We start from the raw sequence: 18,984 nt of genomic DNA on the forward strand, positions 1-18,984 counted from the left end.
CGAGGCCGTCTTGACCGATTCCGACAATCCCGATTCCGGCCCGCCCGACCGCGAGGCCAACCGGCTCTCCGCCCGGGCCATGCGCTATGCCCGCGTCGGCACCCGGGTCGGCGGCGTGGCGGCGCGCATCGCCGGCACGCGGCTGTTCGGGATGGATCAGCAGCAGGGCAATGCAGCAGCGCTTGCAGCGGCTCTCGGCGGCCTGAAGGGGCCGATCATGAAGGTCGCGCAGCTGATGGCGACCATTCCCGACGCGCTGCCGCCCGAATATGCCGCCGAGCTCGCCACGCTGCAGAACCAGGCGCCGCCCATGGGCTGGGCCTTCGTCAAACGCCGCATGATGGCTGAGCTTGGGCCGGATTGGACGGCCCGCTTCGCCTCCTTCGACAAGGAGCCGGCCGCCGCCGCCTCGCTCGGCCAGGTGCACCGCGCCCGCGCCCTCGACGGCACCGAACTCGCGGTGAAGCTGCAATATCCCGACATGCAGTCGGCAGTGGAGGCCGACCTCAAGCAGCTAAGCGTCCTCCTAGCCATCCATCGACGCATGGAGCCGGCCATCGATACCACTGATATTGCAGAGGAAATCGGCGAGCGGGTGCGCGAGGAGCTGGACTACCGCCGCGAAGCCGCCCATGCCGCGCTCTATGCCGCGATGCTGGCGGACGAGCCGGCAGTGCGGGTGCCGCGCATCCATGCCGCGCTGTCCACCGGCCGGTTGCTCACCCTCGACTGGCTGGAGGGCCGCCGGCTGCTCGACTATGTCGGCGAGCCGCTCGAGGTGCGCAACCGCATCGCCCGCGCCATGTTCGCCGCCTGGTGGCTGCCCTTCTCACGCTTCGGCGTCATCCATGGCGACCCGCATCTGGGCAACTACACCGTCTTCGAGGAGGATGGCGCCGCCGCCGGCATCAACCTGCTCGACTATGGCTGCATCCGCATCTTCCCGCCGAGTTTCGTCGGCGGGGTCGTCGATCTCTATCGCGGCCTGCAGACGGGCGATGAGGCGCGCGTGGTCCACGCCTACGAGACCTGGGGCTTCCGCGACCTCAGGCGCGACCTGATCGACGTGCTCAACATCTGGGCCCGCTTCATCTACGGCCCGCTGCTCGACGACCGGGTGCGCAGCATCGCCGACGGCGTGGCGCCGGGCGAATATGGACGGCGCGAGGCCTTCACCGTGCACCGCGCGCTCAAGGAGAAGGGTCCGGTACGGGTGCCGCGCGAATTCGTCTTCATGGACCGCGCCGCCATCGGTCTCGGCGGGGTGTTCCTGCATCTAAAGGCGGAGCTGAACTTCCACGCCCTGTTCGAGCAGGCGATCGCCGATTTCTCGGTGGAGAGGGTGGCGGCGCGTCAAGGCGCCGCGCTCGGCGAGGCCGGACTCCGCTGAGCGGCAGGGATACCCGCCGTTGCCGGAGCGGGCGTCTTCCGCTAAAGCGAATATTCACGCGATTATTATTCTTTGGGAGGGGGTCGACATGGCCGATCACGGAGCGCCCGAATACGCCACGGCGGACGGCAACGACTATGCCGAGCACAAGGGCACGTACCAGTTCTTCATCAAGCTGACGCTCGTCGGCACGGTGGCGCTTGCCTGCTTCATGGTGTCGTTCGCCATTGGCGGCGCCAATGGCCATTGGGGTATCTTCACCCTCGGCACGCTCGCCTCGATCGCCGTGGCCGCCATCGGCCTGGCCTCGGATGACGGCAAGCCCAAGCTGCTGTTCGGCCTGCTCGGCGTCCTCGTCCTTGCCCTGATCCTCACTTCCTGAGACCAGCCATGCGCATATCGATTGTCAGCGAGAGCTCTGCCTTTGAGCCACGGGTTTCCGCGTCTGCGGATACGGTTCGTCGTTATGTCGGATTGGGAGCTGAGGTTGTCGTGTCGTCGGGGGCTGGTGTGGCCTCTGGGATTGGCGACGGGGAGTATGAGGGTGCGGGCGCGCGGGTGGTGGCGGACAACGCCGCGGCGGTCGCGGGGGCGGACATCGTGCTGTGCGTGCGCCGTCCGGCGGCGGCGGCGCTGAAGGGGGCGAACCCCGGGGCGCTGGTGATCGCGATCATGGACCCGCACGGGCATGAGAAGGAGCTCGAGGCGCTGGCCAAGGCGGGGGTGTCGGCCTTCGCGATGGAGCTGATGCCGCGCATCACCCGGGCGCAGGTGATGGACGTGCTGTCCAGCCAGGCGAACCTGGCGGGCTACCGGGCGGTGATCGACGCGAGCGCGGAGTTCGGCCGGGCGTTTCCGATGATGATGACGGCGGCGGGCACGGTTCCGGCGGCGCGGGTGTTCGTGATGGGCGCGGGCGTTGCGGGGCTGCAGGCGATCGCCACGGCGCGGCGTCTGGGCGCGGTGGTGTCGGCGACCGATGTGCGCCCGGCGGCGAAGGAGCAGGTGGAGAGCCTGGGCGCCAAGTTCATCGCGGTGGAGGACGAGGAGTTCAAGCAGGCGGAGACGTCGGGCGGCTACGCCAAGGCGATGTCGGGCGAGTATCAGCAGAAGCAGGCGGCGCTGGTGGCGAGCCACATCGCCAAGCAGGACATCGTGATCACCACGGCGCTGATCCCCGGGCGTGCGGCGCCGAAGCTGGTGTCGGGCGAGATGGTGGCGTCGATGAAGCCGGGCTCGGTCATCATCGACCTGGCGGTGGAGCGCGGCGGCAATGTCGAAGGGGCGGTCCCCGGCGAGGTGGCGACGACGGCCAATGGCGTGAAGATCGTCGGGCACCTGAACGTTCCGGGGCGGCTGGCGGCGACGGCGTCGCAGCTCTACGCCAAGAACCTGTACGCCTTCGTCGAGACGCTGGTGGACAAGGGCACGAAGAGCCTCGCGGTGAAGTGGGACGACGAGCTGGTGAAGGCGACGCTGCTGACCAGGGACGGCGCGGTGGTGCATCCGGGGTTCGCGCCGGCTTCGGAGGTTTCGCCGGCGGCTTGAGGAGCGCCGTCCTCCCGGACGGCGGCAGGCCGCTGCGGGAGCGCGTGCCACTCAGGCGACGCTCCCGGCTCTGCGCCTTGGCGCCGGCCGGGATGACGTTCTCGCCATGCGGTTCAGGAAACAGCAAGCCCATGGGTTGCCTCGGGCGACCTTCGAGATCCAAAGGGAATTGAGGAAATGGCCAATCCGGCAGGGGGCGTGATACTCGCCCAGAACGCGCCGAGCGGGGACGCGATGGCGCAGAACGCGGCGGAAGGCGCGCGCATGGCGGCGGAAGTGGCGCGCCAGGCCGCCGAGGCGGCGCGGGCCTATGCGGATGCCGCGGCGCAGAGCTATGCGGAGATCGCGGGCGATGTGGCGGGCACGGCGGCGCATGCGCTGACGGGCGGGGCGATCGACCCGTTCGTGTTCCGCCTCGCCATCTTCGTGCTGGCGGTGTGCGTGGGCTACTACGTGGTGTGGTCGGTGACGCCGGCGCTGCACACGCCGTTGATGAGCGTGACCAACGCGATCTCCTCGGTGATCGTGGTGGGGGCGCTGCTGGCGGTGGGCGTGGACACGGTGGCGGACGGCACGGAATGGGCGCGGGGCTTCGGCTTTGTCGGCCTGGTGCTGGCGTCGGTGAACATCTTCGGCGGGTTCCTGGTGACCAGCCGGATGCTCGCCATGTACTCGAAGAAGAAGTGAGGGCGCCCCGATGAACGCCAATCTGGTCGCGCTCCTCTACCTCGTCTCGGGGGTCCTGTTCATCCTGGCGCTGCGCGGGCTGTCGAGCCCGGTGACGTCCCGCCAGGGCAATCTGTTCGGCATGGTGGGCATGGCGATCGCCATCGCCACGACGCTGGCCTCCTCGCCGCCGGCGGGTCTGGGCGGCTGGGCGCTGGTGCTCGGCGGGCTCATCATCGGCGGCGGCGCCGGGGCGGTGATCGCGCGCAAGATCGCGATGACGCAGATGCCGCAACTGGTGGCGGCGTTCCACTCGCTGGTCGGCCTGTCGGCGGTGATGGTGGCGGCGGCGGCGCTGTACGCGCCGGCGGCGTTCGGCATCGGCGATCCCGGCCATATCCACGCGCAGGCACTGATCGAGATGAGCCTCGGCGTGGCGATCGGCGCCATCACCTTCACAGGTTCGGTGATCGCCTTCGCCAAGCTGAACGGCAACATGTCGGGCAAGCCGATCCTGCTGCCGGCGCGCCACGTCATCAACATCGCGCTGGCGCTGGCCATCGTGGTTCTGGTGGTGGTGCTGACGCTGACCGAGAGCCACACGGTGTTCTGGCTGATCGTGCTGGCCAGCCTGGTGTTCGGCGGGCTGCTGATCATCCCGATCGGCGGCGCCGACATGCCGGTGGTGGTGTCGATGCTGAACTCGTATTCGGGCTGGGCGGCGGCGGGCATCGGCTTCACGCTGGGCAACACGGCGCTGATCATCACCGGTGCGCTGGTGGGCTCCTCGGGCGCGATCCTGAGCTACATCATGTGCAAGGGGATGAACCGGAGCTTCGTGTCGGTGATCCTGGGCGGCTTCGGCGGCGACGCAGCGGCGGGTCCGGCGGGCGCGGTGGAGAGCCGGCCGGTGAAGCAGGGCTCGGCCGAGGACGCGGCGTTCATCATGAAGAACGCGTCGAAGGTGATCATCGTGCCGGGCTACGGCATGGCGGTGGCGCAGGCGCAGCACGCGCTGCGCGAGATGGCGGACCGTCTGAAGGAGGAGGGCGTCGAGGTGAAATACGCCATCCACCCGGTGGCGGGGCGCATGCCCGGGCACATGAACGTGCTGCTGGCGGAAGCCAATGTTCCCTATGACGAGGTGTTCGAGCTGGAGGACATCAACTCGGAGTTCGCTCAAGCCGACGTGGCCTTCGTGATCGGCGCCAACGACGTGACCAACCCGGCGGCCAAGACCGACCCGACGTCGGCGATCTACGGCATGCCGATCCTCGACGTGGAGAAGGCCAAGACCGTGCTGTTCATCAAGCGCGGCATGGCCGCCGGCTATGCCGGCGTCGAGAACGAGCTGTTCTTCCGCGACAACACCATGATGCTCTTCGCCGACGCAAAGAAAATGGTCGAGGACATCGTCAAAAACCTCTGAGGCGTCGGGCGGTGCCGTCCGCCTCGCCGTCGATCAAGCAAAAGGCCGGGCTCGCGCCCGGCCTTTTTGCTGTCCGGTGCCTTCGCAATGCTGCAGTGCGGCGACACTTTTCATTGACGGTTTGTGTATTGCATACCAGACTTAGACAAAAGAATAAGTGCGTGTGACGGCCTAGGCTCAACGACCGAGGGATACGCCATGCTTGTCGCCGATCTCATGAAGCTCAAAAGTGCCCGCGTGCCGACGATCCGCATGTCGGAAAATGTCGAAATGGCGGCGACCCTGCTCAATCGCGAGCGCATCGGCGCCGTGGTGGTGAAGGACGCCTGCGGCTCGGAGGGCGACACCGTCGTCGGCATCTTCTCCGAGCGCGACGTGGTGCGCGCCGTCGCCGATCGCGGCGCGGCCGCGCTGCGGCTCACCGTCGGCGACCTGATGTCGCGCAACATGATCTCCTGCAGCATGGACGACACGATCGACCATGTGCGCGCGATGATGGACGAACATCATGTGCGGCACCTTCCGGTGCTGGAGGAGCACCAGCTCGTCGGCGTGCTCAGCATCCGCGATGTGCTCGCCCACGACGTGCGTCGGGCCACCGAGTTCAGCACCGGGATCGCGCCGACGGCGGGGCACCCGCTGCCGGCCTGATCCGGAAGCAGGAAAAAGGGCGCCCTTGCCGCGGGCGCCCTTCCATATCCGGTCATCGGGAGCGGCGGCCCGTCCTCACAGGGCGGGCGAGGCTTCCTGGCGCATCGGCGCCGTCTCCATCTGGTGGACGCGGTCGATCACCGCCTTCTGCACCTTCTCGAAGGCGCGGACCTCGATCTGGCGCACGCGCTCGCGTGACACGCCGAACTCGGAGGCAAGGTCCTCCAGCGTCATCGGGTTCTCCGCCAGGCGGCGGGCCTCGAAGATGCGGCGCTCACGCTCGTTGAGCACGGACAGCGCCCCCGAGAGCGCATTGCGCCGGTTGTCCATCTCCTCGACCTCGACGAGCGTTGCCTCCTGGCTCTCGCGATCGTCGGCGAGCCAGTCCTGCCACTCGCCGCCGCCGTCGACATCGCCGCGCAGCGGCGCGTTGAGCGAGGCGTCGCCGCCGAGACGGCGGTTCATGTCGATGACGTCCTGCTCGGTGACGCCGAGCTTGGTGGCGATCTGCTGCACCTGATCGGGACGAAGGTCGCCTTCCTCCAGCGCGGAGATCTGGCTCTTGGCCTTGCGCAGGTTGAAGAACAGCTTCTTCTGCGCCGCCGTGGTGCCCATCTTCACCAGGCTCCACGAGCGCAGGATGTACTCCTGGATCGAGGCCTTGATCCACCACATGGCATAGGTCGCGAGGCGGAAACCCTTGTCGGGCTCGAAGCGCTTCACCGCCTGCATGAGGCCGACATTGCCTTCCGAGATGACTTCGGAGATCGGCAGGCCATAGCCGCGATAGCCCATGGCGATCTTGGCCACGAGGCGCAGATGGCTGGTGACGAGCCGGTGTGCGGCGTCGGGGTCCTCATGCTCGCGCCAGCGCTTGGCGAGCATGTATTCTTCCTGCGGCTCCAACATCGGGAACCGGCGGATTTCGGCGAGATAGCGGCTGAGGCCGCCCTCGGCGGACGGTAGGCTCATTGCGGAACGGGCCATGACTGCACCCTCCTCTTCTTTCGGTCCCCTTGATTGGGCGACCGGTTTGCGGCCGCCTTCAGCCGACCGCCACTCTATAATAGCAGGAAGGCGCTCCTTTTGCGAAAGCGCAAGGCGTTGTGGGGTCACGAAGCGTTGAGCGGGCGTGCTCGCGCTCAGGCGGCCGCCGCGAGTGCCGCGGCGAGACGGACGAGGTCGTCGGGCAGTTCGCTTTCGAACAGCATGAATTCGCCCGTCGCCGGGTGCTCGAAGCCGAGCCGCGCCGCGTGCAGGGCCTGCCGGCCGAGCGCCTCCAGCGCCTCGCGGGTCTTTTCGCCGAGCCGGTTGGCGCGGGTGCGCTGACCGCCGCCATAGACCGCGTCGCCCAGCAGGGGATGGCTGATATGGGCCATGTGGACGCGGATCTGGTGGGTGCGGCCGGTCTCCAGCTGGCACTCGACGAGCGCGGCCACGGGGCGCCCCTGCAGGTCCTCATAGGCTTCGAGGCGCTGCCAATGGGTGATGGCGAAGCGCCCGCTGGTGCGCACGGCAATGCGCTCGCGCGACACCGGGTGGCGGGCGAGGGGAGCGTCCACCGTGCCGGTGGGCAGTTCCGGAACGCCCCAGACAAAGGCCAGATAGGCCCGCTCCAGCGGGCCGGTGCGGCCGTGGTCGGCAAACTGGGCGGCGAGCCTCTTATGGGCCCTGTCGTTCTTGGCGACGACCATGAGGCCGGAGGTGTCCTTGTCGAGCCGATGGACGATGCCGGGACGCCGCACGCCGCCGATGCCCGAGAGGCTCGCGCCGCAATGATGCAGCAGGGCATTGACCAGCGTGCCGTCGGGATTGCCCGGCGCGGGATGGACGACGAGGCCGGCGGGCTTGTCGATGACGATGAGGTGCTCGTCCTCATGAACGATGACGAGCGGAATCTCTTGCGGCACCGGAATCGCCGATTCCGGGGCAGGGACCTCGATGCGGAAGCTTTCGCCGGGGCTCACCTTGGCCGAGCCGCTGGTGGCCGGCCGGTCCGCGCGCAGCACCTTGCCGTCGGCGATCAGCGCCTGCAGGCGGGTCCGGCTGAGGTCCGGCAGATGGCGCGCCAGCACGCGATCGAGCCGAAGCCCTTCATCCTCCGGCCCGGCGATGATATCGACGCGCATCGCGGCCGCCTCGGGCGCGACATCGTCCATATCCTCATTCAGCTCGTCCGGTGCCGGCATGACTTCTCCTGATTCAGATGACGACAAGCTCGATCCGGCCGCCGAGCGCGTGCTGCACAAGATGCGCCGCTTCGCGGCCTTCTCTGGCCTTATCATGCTTCTCGGCTTTCTCGCCGTGTTCGGTGCAATCGGATACAAGCTCATGAGCGGCAGGAAAAGCGCGCCCGCCGAGATCGCCGGCACCATCCAGCTTCCCAAGGGGGCGAATGTGCGCTCCGCGGTCGTCTCCGGCGATCTGATCGCGGTGACGCTGGAACGCGGCGGCATCGTCGAGACCCGCTTCTTCGACCTTGCCACCCGTGCACCGCGCGGCGTTCTCGGCTTTGCCAGCGAGCCGTGACCGCGTGGCCGCCGATATAAGATGGGGGCGCGGGGACAAATTCCAACGGGATGAGCGGCGGCAGGTCTTGATCCGACTGCCAAATCGCTCTAAGAGACCGGCCTGCCTAGATGCGCCCATCGTCTAGCGGTCAGGACGTCGCCCTCTCACGGCGAAAACCGGGGTTCGATTCCCCGTGGGCGCGCCAAATTCTCGCTAGGGCACGCTACCGTACCCAACAAATAGGCCGACGTCGCAAAGCAACGACCCATTGGCTGTCCGTCGCCAGATGATTTGAGACTGTCTCGGTGCCTCGGGAAGGGAGGTTCTGGCTCATCTGGGTTTGAGGTTATGCGGCCTGCAGTTGATGCTGCAAGCGTCTCTGCTGGATGGTCTGGCGCTTGATCCTTTCGCGTTCGGTGAGGATGGCCTGCCCGTCGGCTGGCTGTCATTTCCAAGCCGACATCCCGCTGGCCGCAGCCGCAACCTGCCCGCCACTCTCCACGATCCGCTTCACCAGAAGGATTCGGCGCCAAAGGTCATCCGCTCATTCTAGTATCTGTGCATCCGGGCGCTCCGGTCAGGGCTGGTTGGCTTCGCAAACCAGCCTCACATCCCGGCACGGACGAACAGCCTTCATCGCTTCGACAGCTAGGCGGCATCGTCTTTCCGCTGGACCGCCACGCTGGCGAGCGCCAGAAGGCCGGACACGACCATCAGAAAGACCGAAATCGCGTTCAGCACCGGCGTCGACCCCACCTTTACCATGCGGTCATACATGACGATGGTAAGCGGCGCGTCCGACCCGACCAGCATCAGCGTGGTGTTGAAATTCTCGAAGGAAACGAGAAAGGCCACGACAAACGCCGCCGAGAGCGCCGGCGCGAGATAGGGCAGCGTGATCGTGGTGAGGATGCGCAGCCGGGAGGCGCCGAGGTTCAGCCCGGCCTCTTCCAACGCGATGTCGAACTTGCGCAGACGCGCGGCGATCACCAGCGACGTGATCGTCGTCATGAACGAGAACTGGCCGAGAACGACCAGCACGAGGCCCGGCCGCAGCGCATCCACGTCGATACCCAGCAGATCATAGAGCGTGTTGGCGATGGCGCTCGCAAATACCAGCAACGAAATGCCGAGGATGACACCGGGAATGACGAGTGGCGCAATCATCAAGATGTAGAAAACTTCCTTGCCGGGGAAGTGCTTGCGCTCGAACAGAAAGGCGTTGGCGGTGCCGGCGGCGACCGCCAGCGCTGAGACGGCAAGGCCGATGAAGACGGAATTCCACAAGCCCTGCATGAGCCGGCGGTCCTGGAACATGCCGAGCTTGGGCTCGCTCGTTCCGAAGAACCAGTCCAGCGTGAAGCCGTTCCATGGCAGGGCGGGAAACAGCGAATCGTTGAAGGCGAAGATGCCGGCCGCGGCGAGAGGCGCAGCCAGGTAGACGAAGAAGACGACCATGTAGCCACGATAGAGCCAGCGCAGGGCAGCGGATTGGGGGGCCGCGACATTCATCGTCAGTCCTTTGCGATGGTGGTGGCGAGGCTTTGGCCGGTGAGCCGAAGGCCGAGCCACACGACGAGCGAGGTGAAGCCGAGCAGCAGAACCCCGAAGGTGGCTCCCGATTCCCAATTGTAACGGGTGACGAACTGATCGTAGATCTGCTCGGTGAACCACATGCTATTCTTGCCGCCCAGCAGGATCGGCGTCAGATAGCTGCCGGCCGCCAGCATGAACACGATGATGCAGCCGGCGACGATGCCCGGCATGGCATAGGGCACGACAATGCGCCGGAATACCACAAAGCGCGAACCGCCGAGATTGTAGCCCGCCTCGATCAGAGCGTTGTCCATGCCTTCCAGCGTCGAGACCAGCGGCACGATCATAAACAGGACCACCGTATAGACGAGGCCGAAGGTCACGGTGACGTCGTTATACAGCAGCTCCAGGGGGCCGCTGATCAGGCCGAGCGCCTGCAATATCTGGGAGACGATGCCGGTCTCGCGTAGCAGGACGATCCAGCCGAACGCGCGGACCAGATCGCTGACCCAGAGCGGAATGAGGCACATCAGGAACAGTGCCGCCCGCGAGCGGCGGGACGCGATCTTCGCGATGTAATAGGCGACCGGAAAGCCGACCATCAGCGACGCGGCCGTCACGACCAGCGACATCCAGGCGGTGCGCAGAAGGGTGTTCCAGTAAATTGGCTCGCTCAGGAAGTCGACGTAGTTGCCGAAGCCGAAGCTGTAGTCGCCGGGACCGGCCTTCTCGCGCAGCGACAGGACCCCGATCCCCACCTGCGGCAGGATGATGAGGAGAAACATCCAGAGGGCGAAAGGCGTGAACAGCAGGATCAGCGACAGCTTCCGGGCATCGGAACTCAGCATCGCACTCACCCTTTTACGCTGAAACAGTGACCGTGCTCGCGCGACCAGCCAAGGGTCACGGGCATGCCGGGCACGACGGCATCGCCGTTCTCGACCAGCGATTGCCCCACCTCGACCAGATGAGGGCCCGAGCGCACCAGAATGCGGCTGGCCGCACCGTTGAACAGGAGGCTTTCGACGATGCCCGGCAGCCGGTTGCCGTCCTCCGGCGCACGGAGCGAAATCATCTCCGGGCGAACGAAGAGATCGACCGGCGCGCCGGGTCGCACGCCGTCATCACCGGCCTGCGCCACCATCTCGCCGCCACCCGCGATCTCGATCTGCGCCTCCTGGCCCCGCATGGACAGGACACGTCCCGGCCAGCGATTGCTGTCTCCAACGAAGCCCGCCACGAAGCCGGTCTTCGGGTCGTTGTAGAGGTCGCGCGGCGCGCCGATCTGCTCGAAGCGCCCCGCATTCATCACCGCCACCCGATCCGACATCAGCAGCGCTTCGGACTGGTCATGGGTGATGTAGAGAAAGGTGGTGTCGAACTGATGCTGCAGCAGCTTCAGTTCGATCTTCATGCGCTCGCGCAGCTTCAGGTCCAGCGCGCCGAGCGGTTCGTCGAGAAGCAGCACATCCGGTTCGAGAACCATGCAGCGGGCGATGGCGATGCGTTGCTTCTGTCCGCCCGAGAGCTGGGAAACGCTCTTCTGCGCGACGCCGGGCAGACCGACGCGCTCGAGGACGGCTTTCACCTTCTCCTCGATCTGCGCCCGGCCATCGCCGCGGCAGCGCAACCCATAGGCAATGTTTTCGCCGACATTCATCATCGGAAACAGCGCCAGATGCTGAAACACCATCTTCACGGCGCGCTTGTTCGGCGGAACGCTGATCACGGAAGCACCCTTGATGCGGATATCCCCCTCGCTCGGCGTCTCGAAGCCGGCGATCATCCGCATCAGCGTGGTCTTACCGCACCCCGAAGGGCCGAGGATGGAGAAGAAGGATCCACGGGGAATTTCAAGGGAAACGCGATCGACGGCGGTATGGGCGCCAAATCGTTTAGTAAGGCTCACGCATTCAAGATCGAGCATATCGGCCCCATAGGATTTGCGGCGTCGCCGGGGGTGCCGGCGGTTCTTGGGCAGGAACCCCGCATCGCGTTTCCTGCCCGCTCGTCCGGTTGTCTACCGCCGCGACAGGAACGTCACTTGGAAGCGGCCGCCTTGATCCGCTCTAGCGCCTTGCCTTCCATATCCTCGATGCCGGGGGGGATGTTGGCAAAGAACTTCAGATTGTCGAGGCTCTTGGCATCGAAGGCCGCCTTCACCGCCGCCTTCTTGTCGGCCGGCAGCAGATCGATGCCGTTCTTGACCGCGGCGATCGCGCCGGTGGAATCCGACATCAGCGTCACGATTTCCGGACGCATGACGAAGTTGATCCACTTGTACGCGGCCGCATCCGCCTGACCCTTGCGCGGGATGGCGAAGGTGTCGATCCAGGCAAGCGCGCCGGTCTCTGGCGGAACGAACAGGATGTTCTTGTTCTGGCCGTAGAGCTTGAAGGCTGTGGAATCCCACGCTTCCGACACCACGACTTCGCCGGAAAGCAGCAGCGTCGCGAGCTCGTCGCCGCCGTTCCAATAGGTCTTCACATTGCTCTTGCAGGCGATAAGTTTGTCCGTCACCTCGTCGAGCATCTTCTGATAGGCGACGGGATCGGCGTAGAGTTCGAACGGGTTCTTGCCGAGCGAGAACGCGGTGCCCAGCAGGATGGTCCGCCGCAGGCGCATCGAGGTGCGCCCCTTATAGGTGGGATCGCACAGATCGCCCCAGCCCTTCACGCCCGATGCCTTGGCGGTGTTGACGACCAGACCGGACGTGCCCCATTGGTGCGGCACGGCATAGACGCCGCCATTGATGGTGGCATTCGCCTTCACGCCTTCGAGAAGATTGGGCGCCATGGCCGACACATCGATCTTGGACAGATCGAGCGGCTTGTAGATGTTGAATTCTTTCTGCGCCGAGAAGATGCGGTCATGGCTCGGCTGGGCCAGATCATAGCCGGCACCGCCGGTGGCGCGCAGCTTGGCGACCATTTCCTCATTGTTGGACAGCGTCACCTCGACCTTGATGTCGGGATTGGCCTGTTCGAACAGCTTGATGACGTTTTCAGGGGCATAGCCGCCCCATGTCAGCAGACGAAGCGTCTCAGCCTGCACCGCGGTGCCGGCAAGCATCAGGGAAAAGGCAGTCGTCACGGCAAGAGCTGTTTTCAGTTTCATCGTTCCATCCTCATGTCGGTCCGTCGCTACGGCCATCCGGGTGGTTCCCGGTTCTTTTTTGCGGGGGGAAGCAGGCTCCTTCCGCAGATATTTAATCGTCACCTGAAGCGCATTAGAGGGATGAATTGGTCCCCGAAAAAGGTCCATTCTCCCTCAGTCTCCAGTCCACTTCCGCAAGGATTCAGTCGCGGATGCGGGCTGCCAGGCTCTTGGTCCGGGTGTAGCTGGCAAGCGCTTCCTGACCCTTCTCGCGCCCGAAGCCCGAATGCTTGGTGCCGCCGAATGGCACTTCGATGCCGCCGGCGAAATATTCGTTGACGTAGACCTGCCCGGCTTCGATCTCGGCCGTCATGCGATGGGCCCGCGCGAAATCGCGGGTGTAGATGCCGGCGACCAGTCCAAAGGGGGTGTCGTTCGCCACGTGCACCGCCTCCTCCTCGCCGTCGACGATCTGTACGCACAGCACCGGGCCGAAAATCTCGTCGCGCGCGATCGGGTCGCCTGCGGGCACGGCGTCGACAATGGTCGGCCGGTAGAACCAGCCGCGGCCGCTCTCGGGGTCGCTCGCGCGGGTCCCTCCAACCGCGACATCAAGGCCCCGCGACCGGGCGGCCTCGACGCAGCCGGCGATCTTGTCCAGATGGGCGGCGGAACTGACCGCGCCCATTGTCGGCCGCCTGAGCCCATGGCCGTGCGTCAGCGCGGCGGCACGCGCCCCGAGCCGCCCGACGATCTCGGCATGGACCGCGCGCTCCACGACCAGCCGTGAGCCCGCCGAGCAGATCTGGCCCGCATTCTCGAAGATCGCGCCCAGAATACCCTCGATGGCCGCATCGATATCCGCATCGGCCATGACGATCACCGGCGACTTGCCGCCGAGTTCGAGCACGACGCTGGAGACGTTCCGCGCCGCGGCCTGCATCACGCCGATGCCGGTCGTCACCGAGCCGGTGAAGGTGACGTGCCGCACGTCGGGGTGGGCCACCAGAGGAGCGCCCACTTCCGCGCCCAAGCCCGTGACCACATTGCACACGCCGGGCGGCAGGCCCGCGCGCGCGAGAATATCCGCCAGCAACAGGGCCGAGAGCGGTGTCTGCTCGGCCGGCTTGGCCACCACCGTGCAGCCCGCCGCCAACGCGGCGGCGATGCTGCGCGCGGCCGTCGCCAGCGGATAGTTCCAGGGAATGACATGCGCCGTGACGCCGACCGGCTCCGGCACGGAATAGCCGATATGGTCGGGGCCGAGCGGGAAGCTGCGGCCTTCGATCTTGTCCGCCGCTCCGGCGTAATAGTCGAAGCTGCGCGCCGCGCTCCGCACATCGCCCTCGGCTTCCTGAAGCGCCTTGCCGCTGTCGAGGCTCTCAACCACGGCAAGGCGCGGCGCCTCGGCGCGGATCAACGCCGCGGCGTGCGACAGGATCGCTCCGCGCGCACTCGGCTTCATTCGGGCGAAGTCGCGTTGCGCGCGCTTTGCCGCCGCGACCGCCGTCTCCACATCGTTGGCATCGCCCGCCGCGAAGCTGTGGAAAGCGCGCGCCAGGCCGGGGTCGAAACTCTCCATGCGCCGGCCCGCCTCCGCCGGGACGGGGCCGCCATTGATGAAATGGGTCGACGGCAAACCTGCGAGCGTGCCGGTCGCGAAATATTCGGCAACGAGGGATTGCGTGGCCATGTCACGCCATCTCACTGATCTGGTAGGCGGATTTGGCGAGCCATTCAGGCGCGATCTCGACCCCCCAGCCCGGCTCGTCCGTCACGCGCGCCATGCCGTCGACGATCGCGTAGGGGCAGTTGCGGAACAGCCCGTCCTGCCAGGGATAGTAGTCCTCGCCCTCGATCGAGAATTCGAGATATTTGCCGGCATTGGGGACGGCCCGCAGCAGATGCATCGTGAACAGCGTGACCATCGAAAGATTGGCGCAATGCGGCGTCACTGGCAGTCCCGCCGCCTCGGCCATCTTCACCACGCGCAGCGTTCGGCTGATGCCGCCGAGATAGCAGATATCCGGCTGCGCGATGTCGACGGCCCGCATGTCGATCATCCGCCGCCAGGTCTGCAGGTCGCAATCCTGTTCGCCGCCGGTCACAGCGATCGTCAGCGCGTCGGCAACTGTCTTGGTCTGCTCCAGTTCCCAATAGGGACAGGGCTCCTCGAAATGGGCCAGCCCATTGTCTTCCATGAGCCGCCCCACCGCTATGGCACGTGCCGGTGAGAAGCCCGAATTGCCATCCGCGAGCAGTTCAGCCTCCGCACCGATTGCGGCGGCGATCGTCGGGATGATCTCCTCGGTCCGGCCCGGCCATTCGTCCTGGTCGCGGCCGCATTCCGCACCGACACGGAACTTGAAGGCGTCGAAGCCGAAGTCGCCGCGCAGCCGCCGGAAGCGCTCGGCTTCCTGCTGGGGCGTGATGTCCCGTTTCATCGAGGACGCATAGGCGCGCAGGGGCCCTGACGTGCCACCGAGCAGCGCGGCCACCGGCTTCCCCGCCTGCTTGCCGCGCAAGTCCCAGATTGCCGTGTCGAGGCCGCCCATGGCGCGGGCCATATAGGAGCCGGGAAATTTATGTTCGCGCTCGGCGATGCGGTCCAGATGGTCGTCGAGATCCGTAATCTCCACGCCCAGCGTCCACGGCGCCACTTGCCGGTGAAGCACTTGCGCGGTGAGGTCGGATTGATAGGTGGAGACCTGTCCCCACCCCTGCGCGCCGGTCTCGTCGGTAATGCGGACGAAGCCGACATAGCGGTTGCAGAATGTTTCGATGCTCTTGATTTTCATCTGGTCTCGACACGCCTCCGGGCAAGGCCTCCATGCCTTCCGCCCGAGACGCGGAAGTCTCTTGACCTTACAAACTGGCATGACAGTCTGCGCTGGTTCGGAAATTTGTAAGGTCCACTTTGAAATAAGTGGCGGACCATTTCGCCGGTTGGAGGGCAGCGTGGTCAAATATCCGGGGGGAGCCTTGCTTCCCGCGCTGCAGATCGACCGCGCGTCGAAGACGCCGGTCACTGTTCAACTGTGCAGCGCGCTCCGGGAGATGATCCTCAAGGGCGAGCTGGAGCCCGGTCAACGCCTGCCGTCGAGCCGGACGCTGGCGATGGACCAGAACGTCTCGCGCACGACGGCGGTCAGCGTCTATGAACAATTGGTGGCCGAAGGGCTGATCCGTTCGTCGATCGGCGCCGGCGCCTTCGTCGCCGACACGCTGCGGCACGGCATTCCTGTGCCGCAGCCGGCGGTGGAGGCCGCAAGCGCCGGGCGCCCGCCGCCGCGCCTCGCCAGTCTCAGCGCGGAAGCCTCCGAGCATTTCTTTCCCCGCCTCGCCCACCCGGAAAACCCACGCGCGTTCATCACCGGCATCCCGGCGTTCGACGAATTCCCGATGGTGCTGTGGTCCAGCCTGGTGGCGCGCTACTGGCGCCAGCCCCGCAACCTGCTGCTGGGCTACCCGCCACCGGAAGGGCTGATGGAGCTGCGGCGGGCGGTCGCGATGCACCTGCGCTCCAATCGCGGCGTCGTGTGCGAGCCCGAACAGGTCTTCATCTTCAACGGTGCCCAGGACGCGTTCAACCGCATCGGCAACATGCTGCTGGATCCCGGCGATCCGGTCTGGATCGAGAACCCCGGCGCCATCGGCGCGCGCAACAGCCTTATCTCATCCGGCGCGCGCCTCATTCCGATCAGCGTCGACGAGGAAGGGCTCAACGTCGAAGAGGGGCTGGCGATCGCGCCGGATTTCCGCCTGGCCTTCGTCACCCCCGCCCATCAGCATCCGCTGGGTGTAACCATGAGCCTCAAGCGCCGCTTCGAGCTCTTACGCGCCGCCGAACGTGCTGCGGCCTGGATCATCGAGGATGATTACGTTGGCGAATTCAACTATGGCGGCCATCCGCCGCCGACGCTGAAGAGCGTCGACACGTCCGGGCGGGTGATCTATGTCGGCAGCTTCTCGAAGACGCTGTTTGCCGCGCTCCGCCTCGGCTACGTCGTCGCCCCGCCGAACCTGGTGGATGTTTTCCATCGTATCGCCGGCGCCACGCTGCAGGGATCGCCGGCCAGCCTGCAATCGGTGGTGGCGAGCTTTATCGAGCGGGGCCATTTCGCTAGCCATATCCGCCGGATGCGCCGGGTCTATGCAGACCGGCTGCAAGCTCTGCTCGACGTTTCGGAGAGCCAATTGGGGGGCATGCTTGATGTGGCGCGCACCGACACCGGCTTTCATACCGTCGGGCGGCTGGCGCCGGACTTCAACGCGGTGGACATCTCGCGCCGCGCCGCCGAGCGCAACATTTTCGTCTCCTCGGTGGAGCGCTTTGCCATCAAGCCGGTCGTGCAGAAGGGGCTCATCCTGGGCTTCAGCTCCGCCCCGCCGGCTGCGATCACGGCCGCCGGCAAAGCACTGGGCGAGCTTTTGCGCGAAGTGCGCCGGGACGCCAGCCGACCGCCGGCCGCCGTCAGGAATTGATGCCGTCTCGTGGTGAGCGGGACTCAGGACGCGTCAGCCAACGTCATCTCCGCGCCCTTCTCGCCCACCATGATCGTCGGCGCATTGATGTTGCCCGAGGTGATGTAGGGGAAGATGGAGGCATCGATGACCCGGAGCGCGTGAATCCCGTGCACCCGCAATCGCGGGTCGACCACGGCGCTCCGTTCATCAACACCCATGGCGCAGGTACCGCAGGCGTGGAACACGGACCCGCCGCGCTGGCGGATGTCGCGGATCATCTCCTCGTCGCCGACCGTGTCGGGACCCGGAAGTATCTCGCGGCGGATGATCTCCTGCATCGCCGATGTCCGCGACAGGCGTCGCATGAACCGCGCGGCCTCCAGCATTTCGGTCACGTCGTGTTCGGTCGCCAGATAGTTCGGCCGTATCGACGGCGGCGCAAGCGGGTCGGCCGAGTTGATGGCAATCTCGCCCCGACTGGTGGGATGGCAGTTCGAGACCCCCACGATGAAGCCCGGAAACACGTCCGGGCTCATCAAGGCGCGCTTGCCGGGCACACCGCGCGTGTAGCTCAGCGGCGAGAAATAGAGCTGCATGTTGGGCCGGTCCCGGTTCGGCCCGCTGCGGAAAAAGCCGCCGCCTTGGTTCACGCTCATCGAAAGCGGACCGCTGCGGGCCAGAATGTAGCGCAGCCCCACGCTCAAGCGGCCCCACCAGGGCCGGAGCACATCGTTGAGCGTCGGCCGACGCGATTCATAGATGTAGTCGAAACCCAGATGGTCCTGGAGGTTTCGCCCGATCTGCGGGGCGGCATGGACGACCGGGATACCGTGGCCTTGCAGGAGAGCGGGATTCCCGACGCCCGAAAGCTGGAGCAACTGCGGGGTGTTCACCGCACCGGCGGACATGATCACCTCGCGCCGCGCCAGAACGCGGCGGGTTTCGCCGTGCTGGCGATACTCCACACCGACCGCCCGCTTGCCCTCGAACAGGATGCGGGTGGCGTGGGCATGGCTCCGCACCGAGAGATTGGCGCGACGGCGGGCCGGGTTGAGATAGGCGGTGGCAGCGGAGCAGCGCAGGCCGTTGCGCGTGGTTATCTGGTAGATGCCGACGCCTTCCTGGCTCTCGCCATTGAAGTCGGGATTGACGTCCAGCCCGGCCTCGACGGCGCCGGCGAGGTAGGCGCGGCATAGAGGATGAGCGAGGTCGTCGACGCTCGTGATGGTCAACGGACCGCCCCGGCCTCGCCATTCATTGCCGCCGGCAAGGTTGTCCTCCATGCGCTTGAAGACGGGCAGCACGTCGGCATAGCTCCAGCCGGCATTGCCCAGCGCCGCCCATTGGTCGAAATCCGCCGCCTGACCGCGAATGAACACCATGGCATTGATGGAACTGGATCCGCCGATGACCTTGCCCCGTGGCCAGTAGGCTGCGCGGCCTTCAAGCCCCGGATCGGGATCGGTCATGTATTTCCAGTTCAGCCGATCATGGTAGAAAGTCTTGCCGTAGCCGATCGGCATACGAACCCAGACATTCAGATCGCTGCCGCCCGCTTCGAGGAGAGCGACGCGGTGCGTGCCATTGGCTGTCAGCCGTTCGGCGACCACGCACCCGGCAGATCCCGCACCGACGACGATGTAATCGAACTCTTCCGCTGCCATTCATGCTCTCTTCGCGCCGAGTTTCT

General features: G+C 66.1%; 17 protein-coding genes and 1 tRNA gene. 9 read left to right on the forward strand and 9 right to left on the reverse strand.

Annotated elements, in window-relative coordinates; genetic code table 11:
- Positions 1-10: 10 nt before the first annotated feature.
- The 6 genes from AC1PZ7_RS08820 to AC1PZ7_RS08845 all read left to right on the forward strand — a co-directional run bounded on the left by AC1PZ7_RS08820 (position 11) and on the right by AC1PZ7_RS08845 (position 5,684).
- Complete coding sequence (locus tag AC1PZ7_RS08820) at positions 11-1,390, forward strand: ABC1 kinase family protein (RefSeq protein ID WP_482359100.1); 1,380 nt, start codon at positions 11-13, stop codon at positions 1,388-1,390.
- 88 nt (positions 1,391-1,478) lie between these two features.
- Positions 1,479-1,772, forward strand: coding sequence for an aa3-type cytochrome c oxidase subunit IV (locus tag AC1PZ7_RS08825; protein WP_482359101.1), 294 nt, complete (start codon positions 1,479-1,481; stop codon positions 1,770-1,772).
- 8 nt (positions 1,773-1,780) lie between these two features.
- Positions 1,781-2,938 (forward strand): Re/Si-specific NAD(P)(+) transhydrogenase subunit alpha, encoded by a 1,158-nt coding sequence (locus AC1PZ7_RS08830; RefSeq protein WP_482356651.1) that lies wholly within the window; start codon positions 1,781-1,783, stop codon positions 2,936-2,938.
- Positions 2,939-3,172: 234 nt separating this feature from the next.
- On the forward strand, positions 3,173-3,625 hold the full coding sequence (locus AC1PZ7_RS08835) for a proton-translocating transhydrogenase family protein (RefSeq protein ID WP_482359581.1): 453 nt from the start codon (positions 3,173-3,175) through the stop codon (positions 3,623-3,625).
- 10 nt (positions 3,626-3,635) lie between these two features.
- Positions 3,636-5,033: an NAD(P)(+) transhydrogenase (Re/Si-specific) subunit beta gene (locus AC1PZ7_RS08840; RefSeq protein ID WP_482356650.1), complete on the forward strand. Its 1,398-nt coding sequence runs from the start codon at positions 3,636-3,638 to the stop codon at positions 5,031-5,033.
- 198 nt (positions 5,034-5,231) lie between these two features.
- Positions 5,232-5,684 (forward strand): CBS domain-containing protein, encoded by a 453-nt coding sequence (locus tag AC1PZ7_RS08845; protein ID WP_482359102.1) that lies wholly within the window; start codon positions 5,232-5,234, stop codon positions 5,682-5,684.
- A gap of 75 nt (positions 5,685-5,759) precedes the next feature.
- Here AC1PZ7_RS08845 and rpoH read toward each other — a convergent pair whose 3' ends face one another.
- Positions 5,760-6,671 carry an RNA polymerase sigma factor RpoH gene (gene rpoH, locus AC1PZ7_RS08850; protein WP_482359103.1) on the reverse strand — a complete coding sequence of 304 codons (912 nt, stop codon included), beginning with the start codon at positions 6,669-6,671 and terminating at the stop codon, positions 5,760-5,762.
- A gap of 155 nt (positions 6,672-6,826) precedes the next feature.
- The gene (locus AC1PZ7_RS08855; RefSeq protein WP_482359104.1) at positions 6,827-7,873 is read right to left on the reverse strand and encodes an RluA family pseudouridine synthase; all 1,047 of its coding nucleotides are present in this window, start codon (positions 7,871-7,873) and stop codon (positions 6,827-6,829) included.
- On the opposite strand from AC1PZ7_RS08855, the gene AC1PZ7_RS08860 reads away from it, so the two are divergent.
- On the forward strand, positions 7,872-8,213 hold the full coding sequence (locus AC1PZ7_RS08860) for a hypothetical protein (protein ID WP_482359105.1): 342 nt from the start codon (positions 7,872-7,874) through the stop codon (positions 8,211-8,213). The genes AC1PZ7_RS08855 and AC1PZ7_RS08860 overlap by 2 nt on opposite strands.
- 112 nt (positions 8,214-8,325) lie before the next feature.
- Positions 8,326-8,400: transfer RNA gene (locus AC1PZ7_RS08865), tRNA-Glu, on the forward strand.
- A gap of 443 nt (positions 8,401-8,843) precedes the next feature.
- On the opposite strand, the gene AC1PZ7_RS08870 is transcribed toward AC1PZ7_RS08865, so the two are convergent.
- The 6 genes from AC1PZ7_RS08870 to AC1PZ7_RS08895 all read right to left on the reverse strand — a co-directional run bounded on the left by AC1PZ7_RS08870 (position 8,844) and on the right by AC1PZ7_RS08895 (position 15,793).
- Positions 8,844-9,707 carry an ABC transporter permease gene (locus tag AC1PZ7_RS08870; protein WP_482359106.1) on the reverse strand — a complete coding sequence of 288 codons (864 nt, stop codon included), beginning with the start codon at positions 9,705-9,707 and terminating at the stop codon, positions 8,844-8,846.
- 2 nt (positions 9,708-9,709) lie between these two features.
- Entirely contained in the window at positions 9,710-10,579 is an 870-nt protein-coding gene (locus AC1PZ7_RS08875; protein WP_482359107.1) for an ABC transporter permease, read from the reverse strand.
- A 5-nt stretch (positions 10,580-10,584) separates the two neighbouring features.
- Positions 10,585-11,658, reverse strand: coding sequence for an ABC transporter ATP-binding protein (locus AC1PZ7_RS08880; RefSeq protein WP_482359108.1), 1,074 nt, complete (start codon positions 11,656-11,658; stop codon positions 10,585-10,587).
- Positions 11,659-11,771: 113 nt separating this feature from the next.
- On the reverse strand, positions 11,772-12,848 hold the full coding sequence (locus tag AC1PZ7_RS08885; RefSeq protein ID WP_482359109.1) for an extracellular solute-binding protein: 1,077 nt from the start codon (positions 12,846-12,848) through the stop codon (positions 11,772-11,774).
- Positions 12,849-13,029: 181 nt separating this feature from the next.
- Positions 13,030-14,520 (reverse strand): aldehyde dehydrogenase family protein, encoded by a 1,491-nt coding sequence (locus AC1PZ7_RS08890; RefSeq protein ID WP_482359110.1) that lies wholly within the window; start codon positions 14,518-14,520, stop codon positions 13,030-13,032.
- A gap of 1 nt (position 14,521) precedes the next feature.
- Positions 14,522-15,793 (reverse strand): mandelate racemase/muconate lactonizing enzyme family protein, encoded by a 1,272-nt coding sequence (locus AC1PZ7_RS08895; protein ID WP_482359111.1) that lies wholly within the window; start codon positions 15,791-15,793, stop codon positions 14,522-14,524.
- Here AC1PZ7_RS08895 and pdxR point away from each other — a divergent pair.
- Positions 15,786-17,312 (forward strand): MocR-like pyridoxine biosynthesis transcription factor PdxR, encoded by a 1,527-nt coding sequence (gene pdxR / locus AC1PZ7_RS08900; protein WP_482359112.1) that lies wholly within the window; start codon positions 15,786-15,788, stop codon positions 17,310-17,312. The two genes, AC1PZ7_RS08895 and pdxR, sit on opposite strands and share 8 nt — an antisense overlap.
- A gap of 23 nt (positions 17,313-17,335) precedes the next feature.
- Here the strand turns inward: pdxR and AC1PZ7_RS08905 are convergent, their stop codons facing one another.
- Positions 17,336-18,958, reverse strand: coding sequence for a GMC family oxidoreductase (locus AC1PZ7_RS08905; RefSeq protein WP_482359113.1), 1,623 nt, complete (start codon positions 18,956-18,958; stop codon positions 17,336-17,338).
- Positions 18,959-18,984: the final 26 nt, after the last annotated feature.

Source organism: Ancylobacter sp. TW_SC_1 (assembly GCF_056836805.1).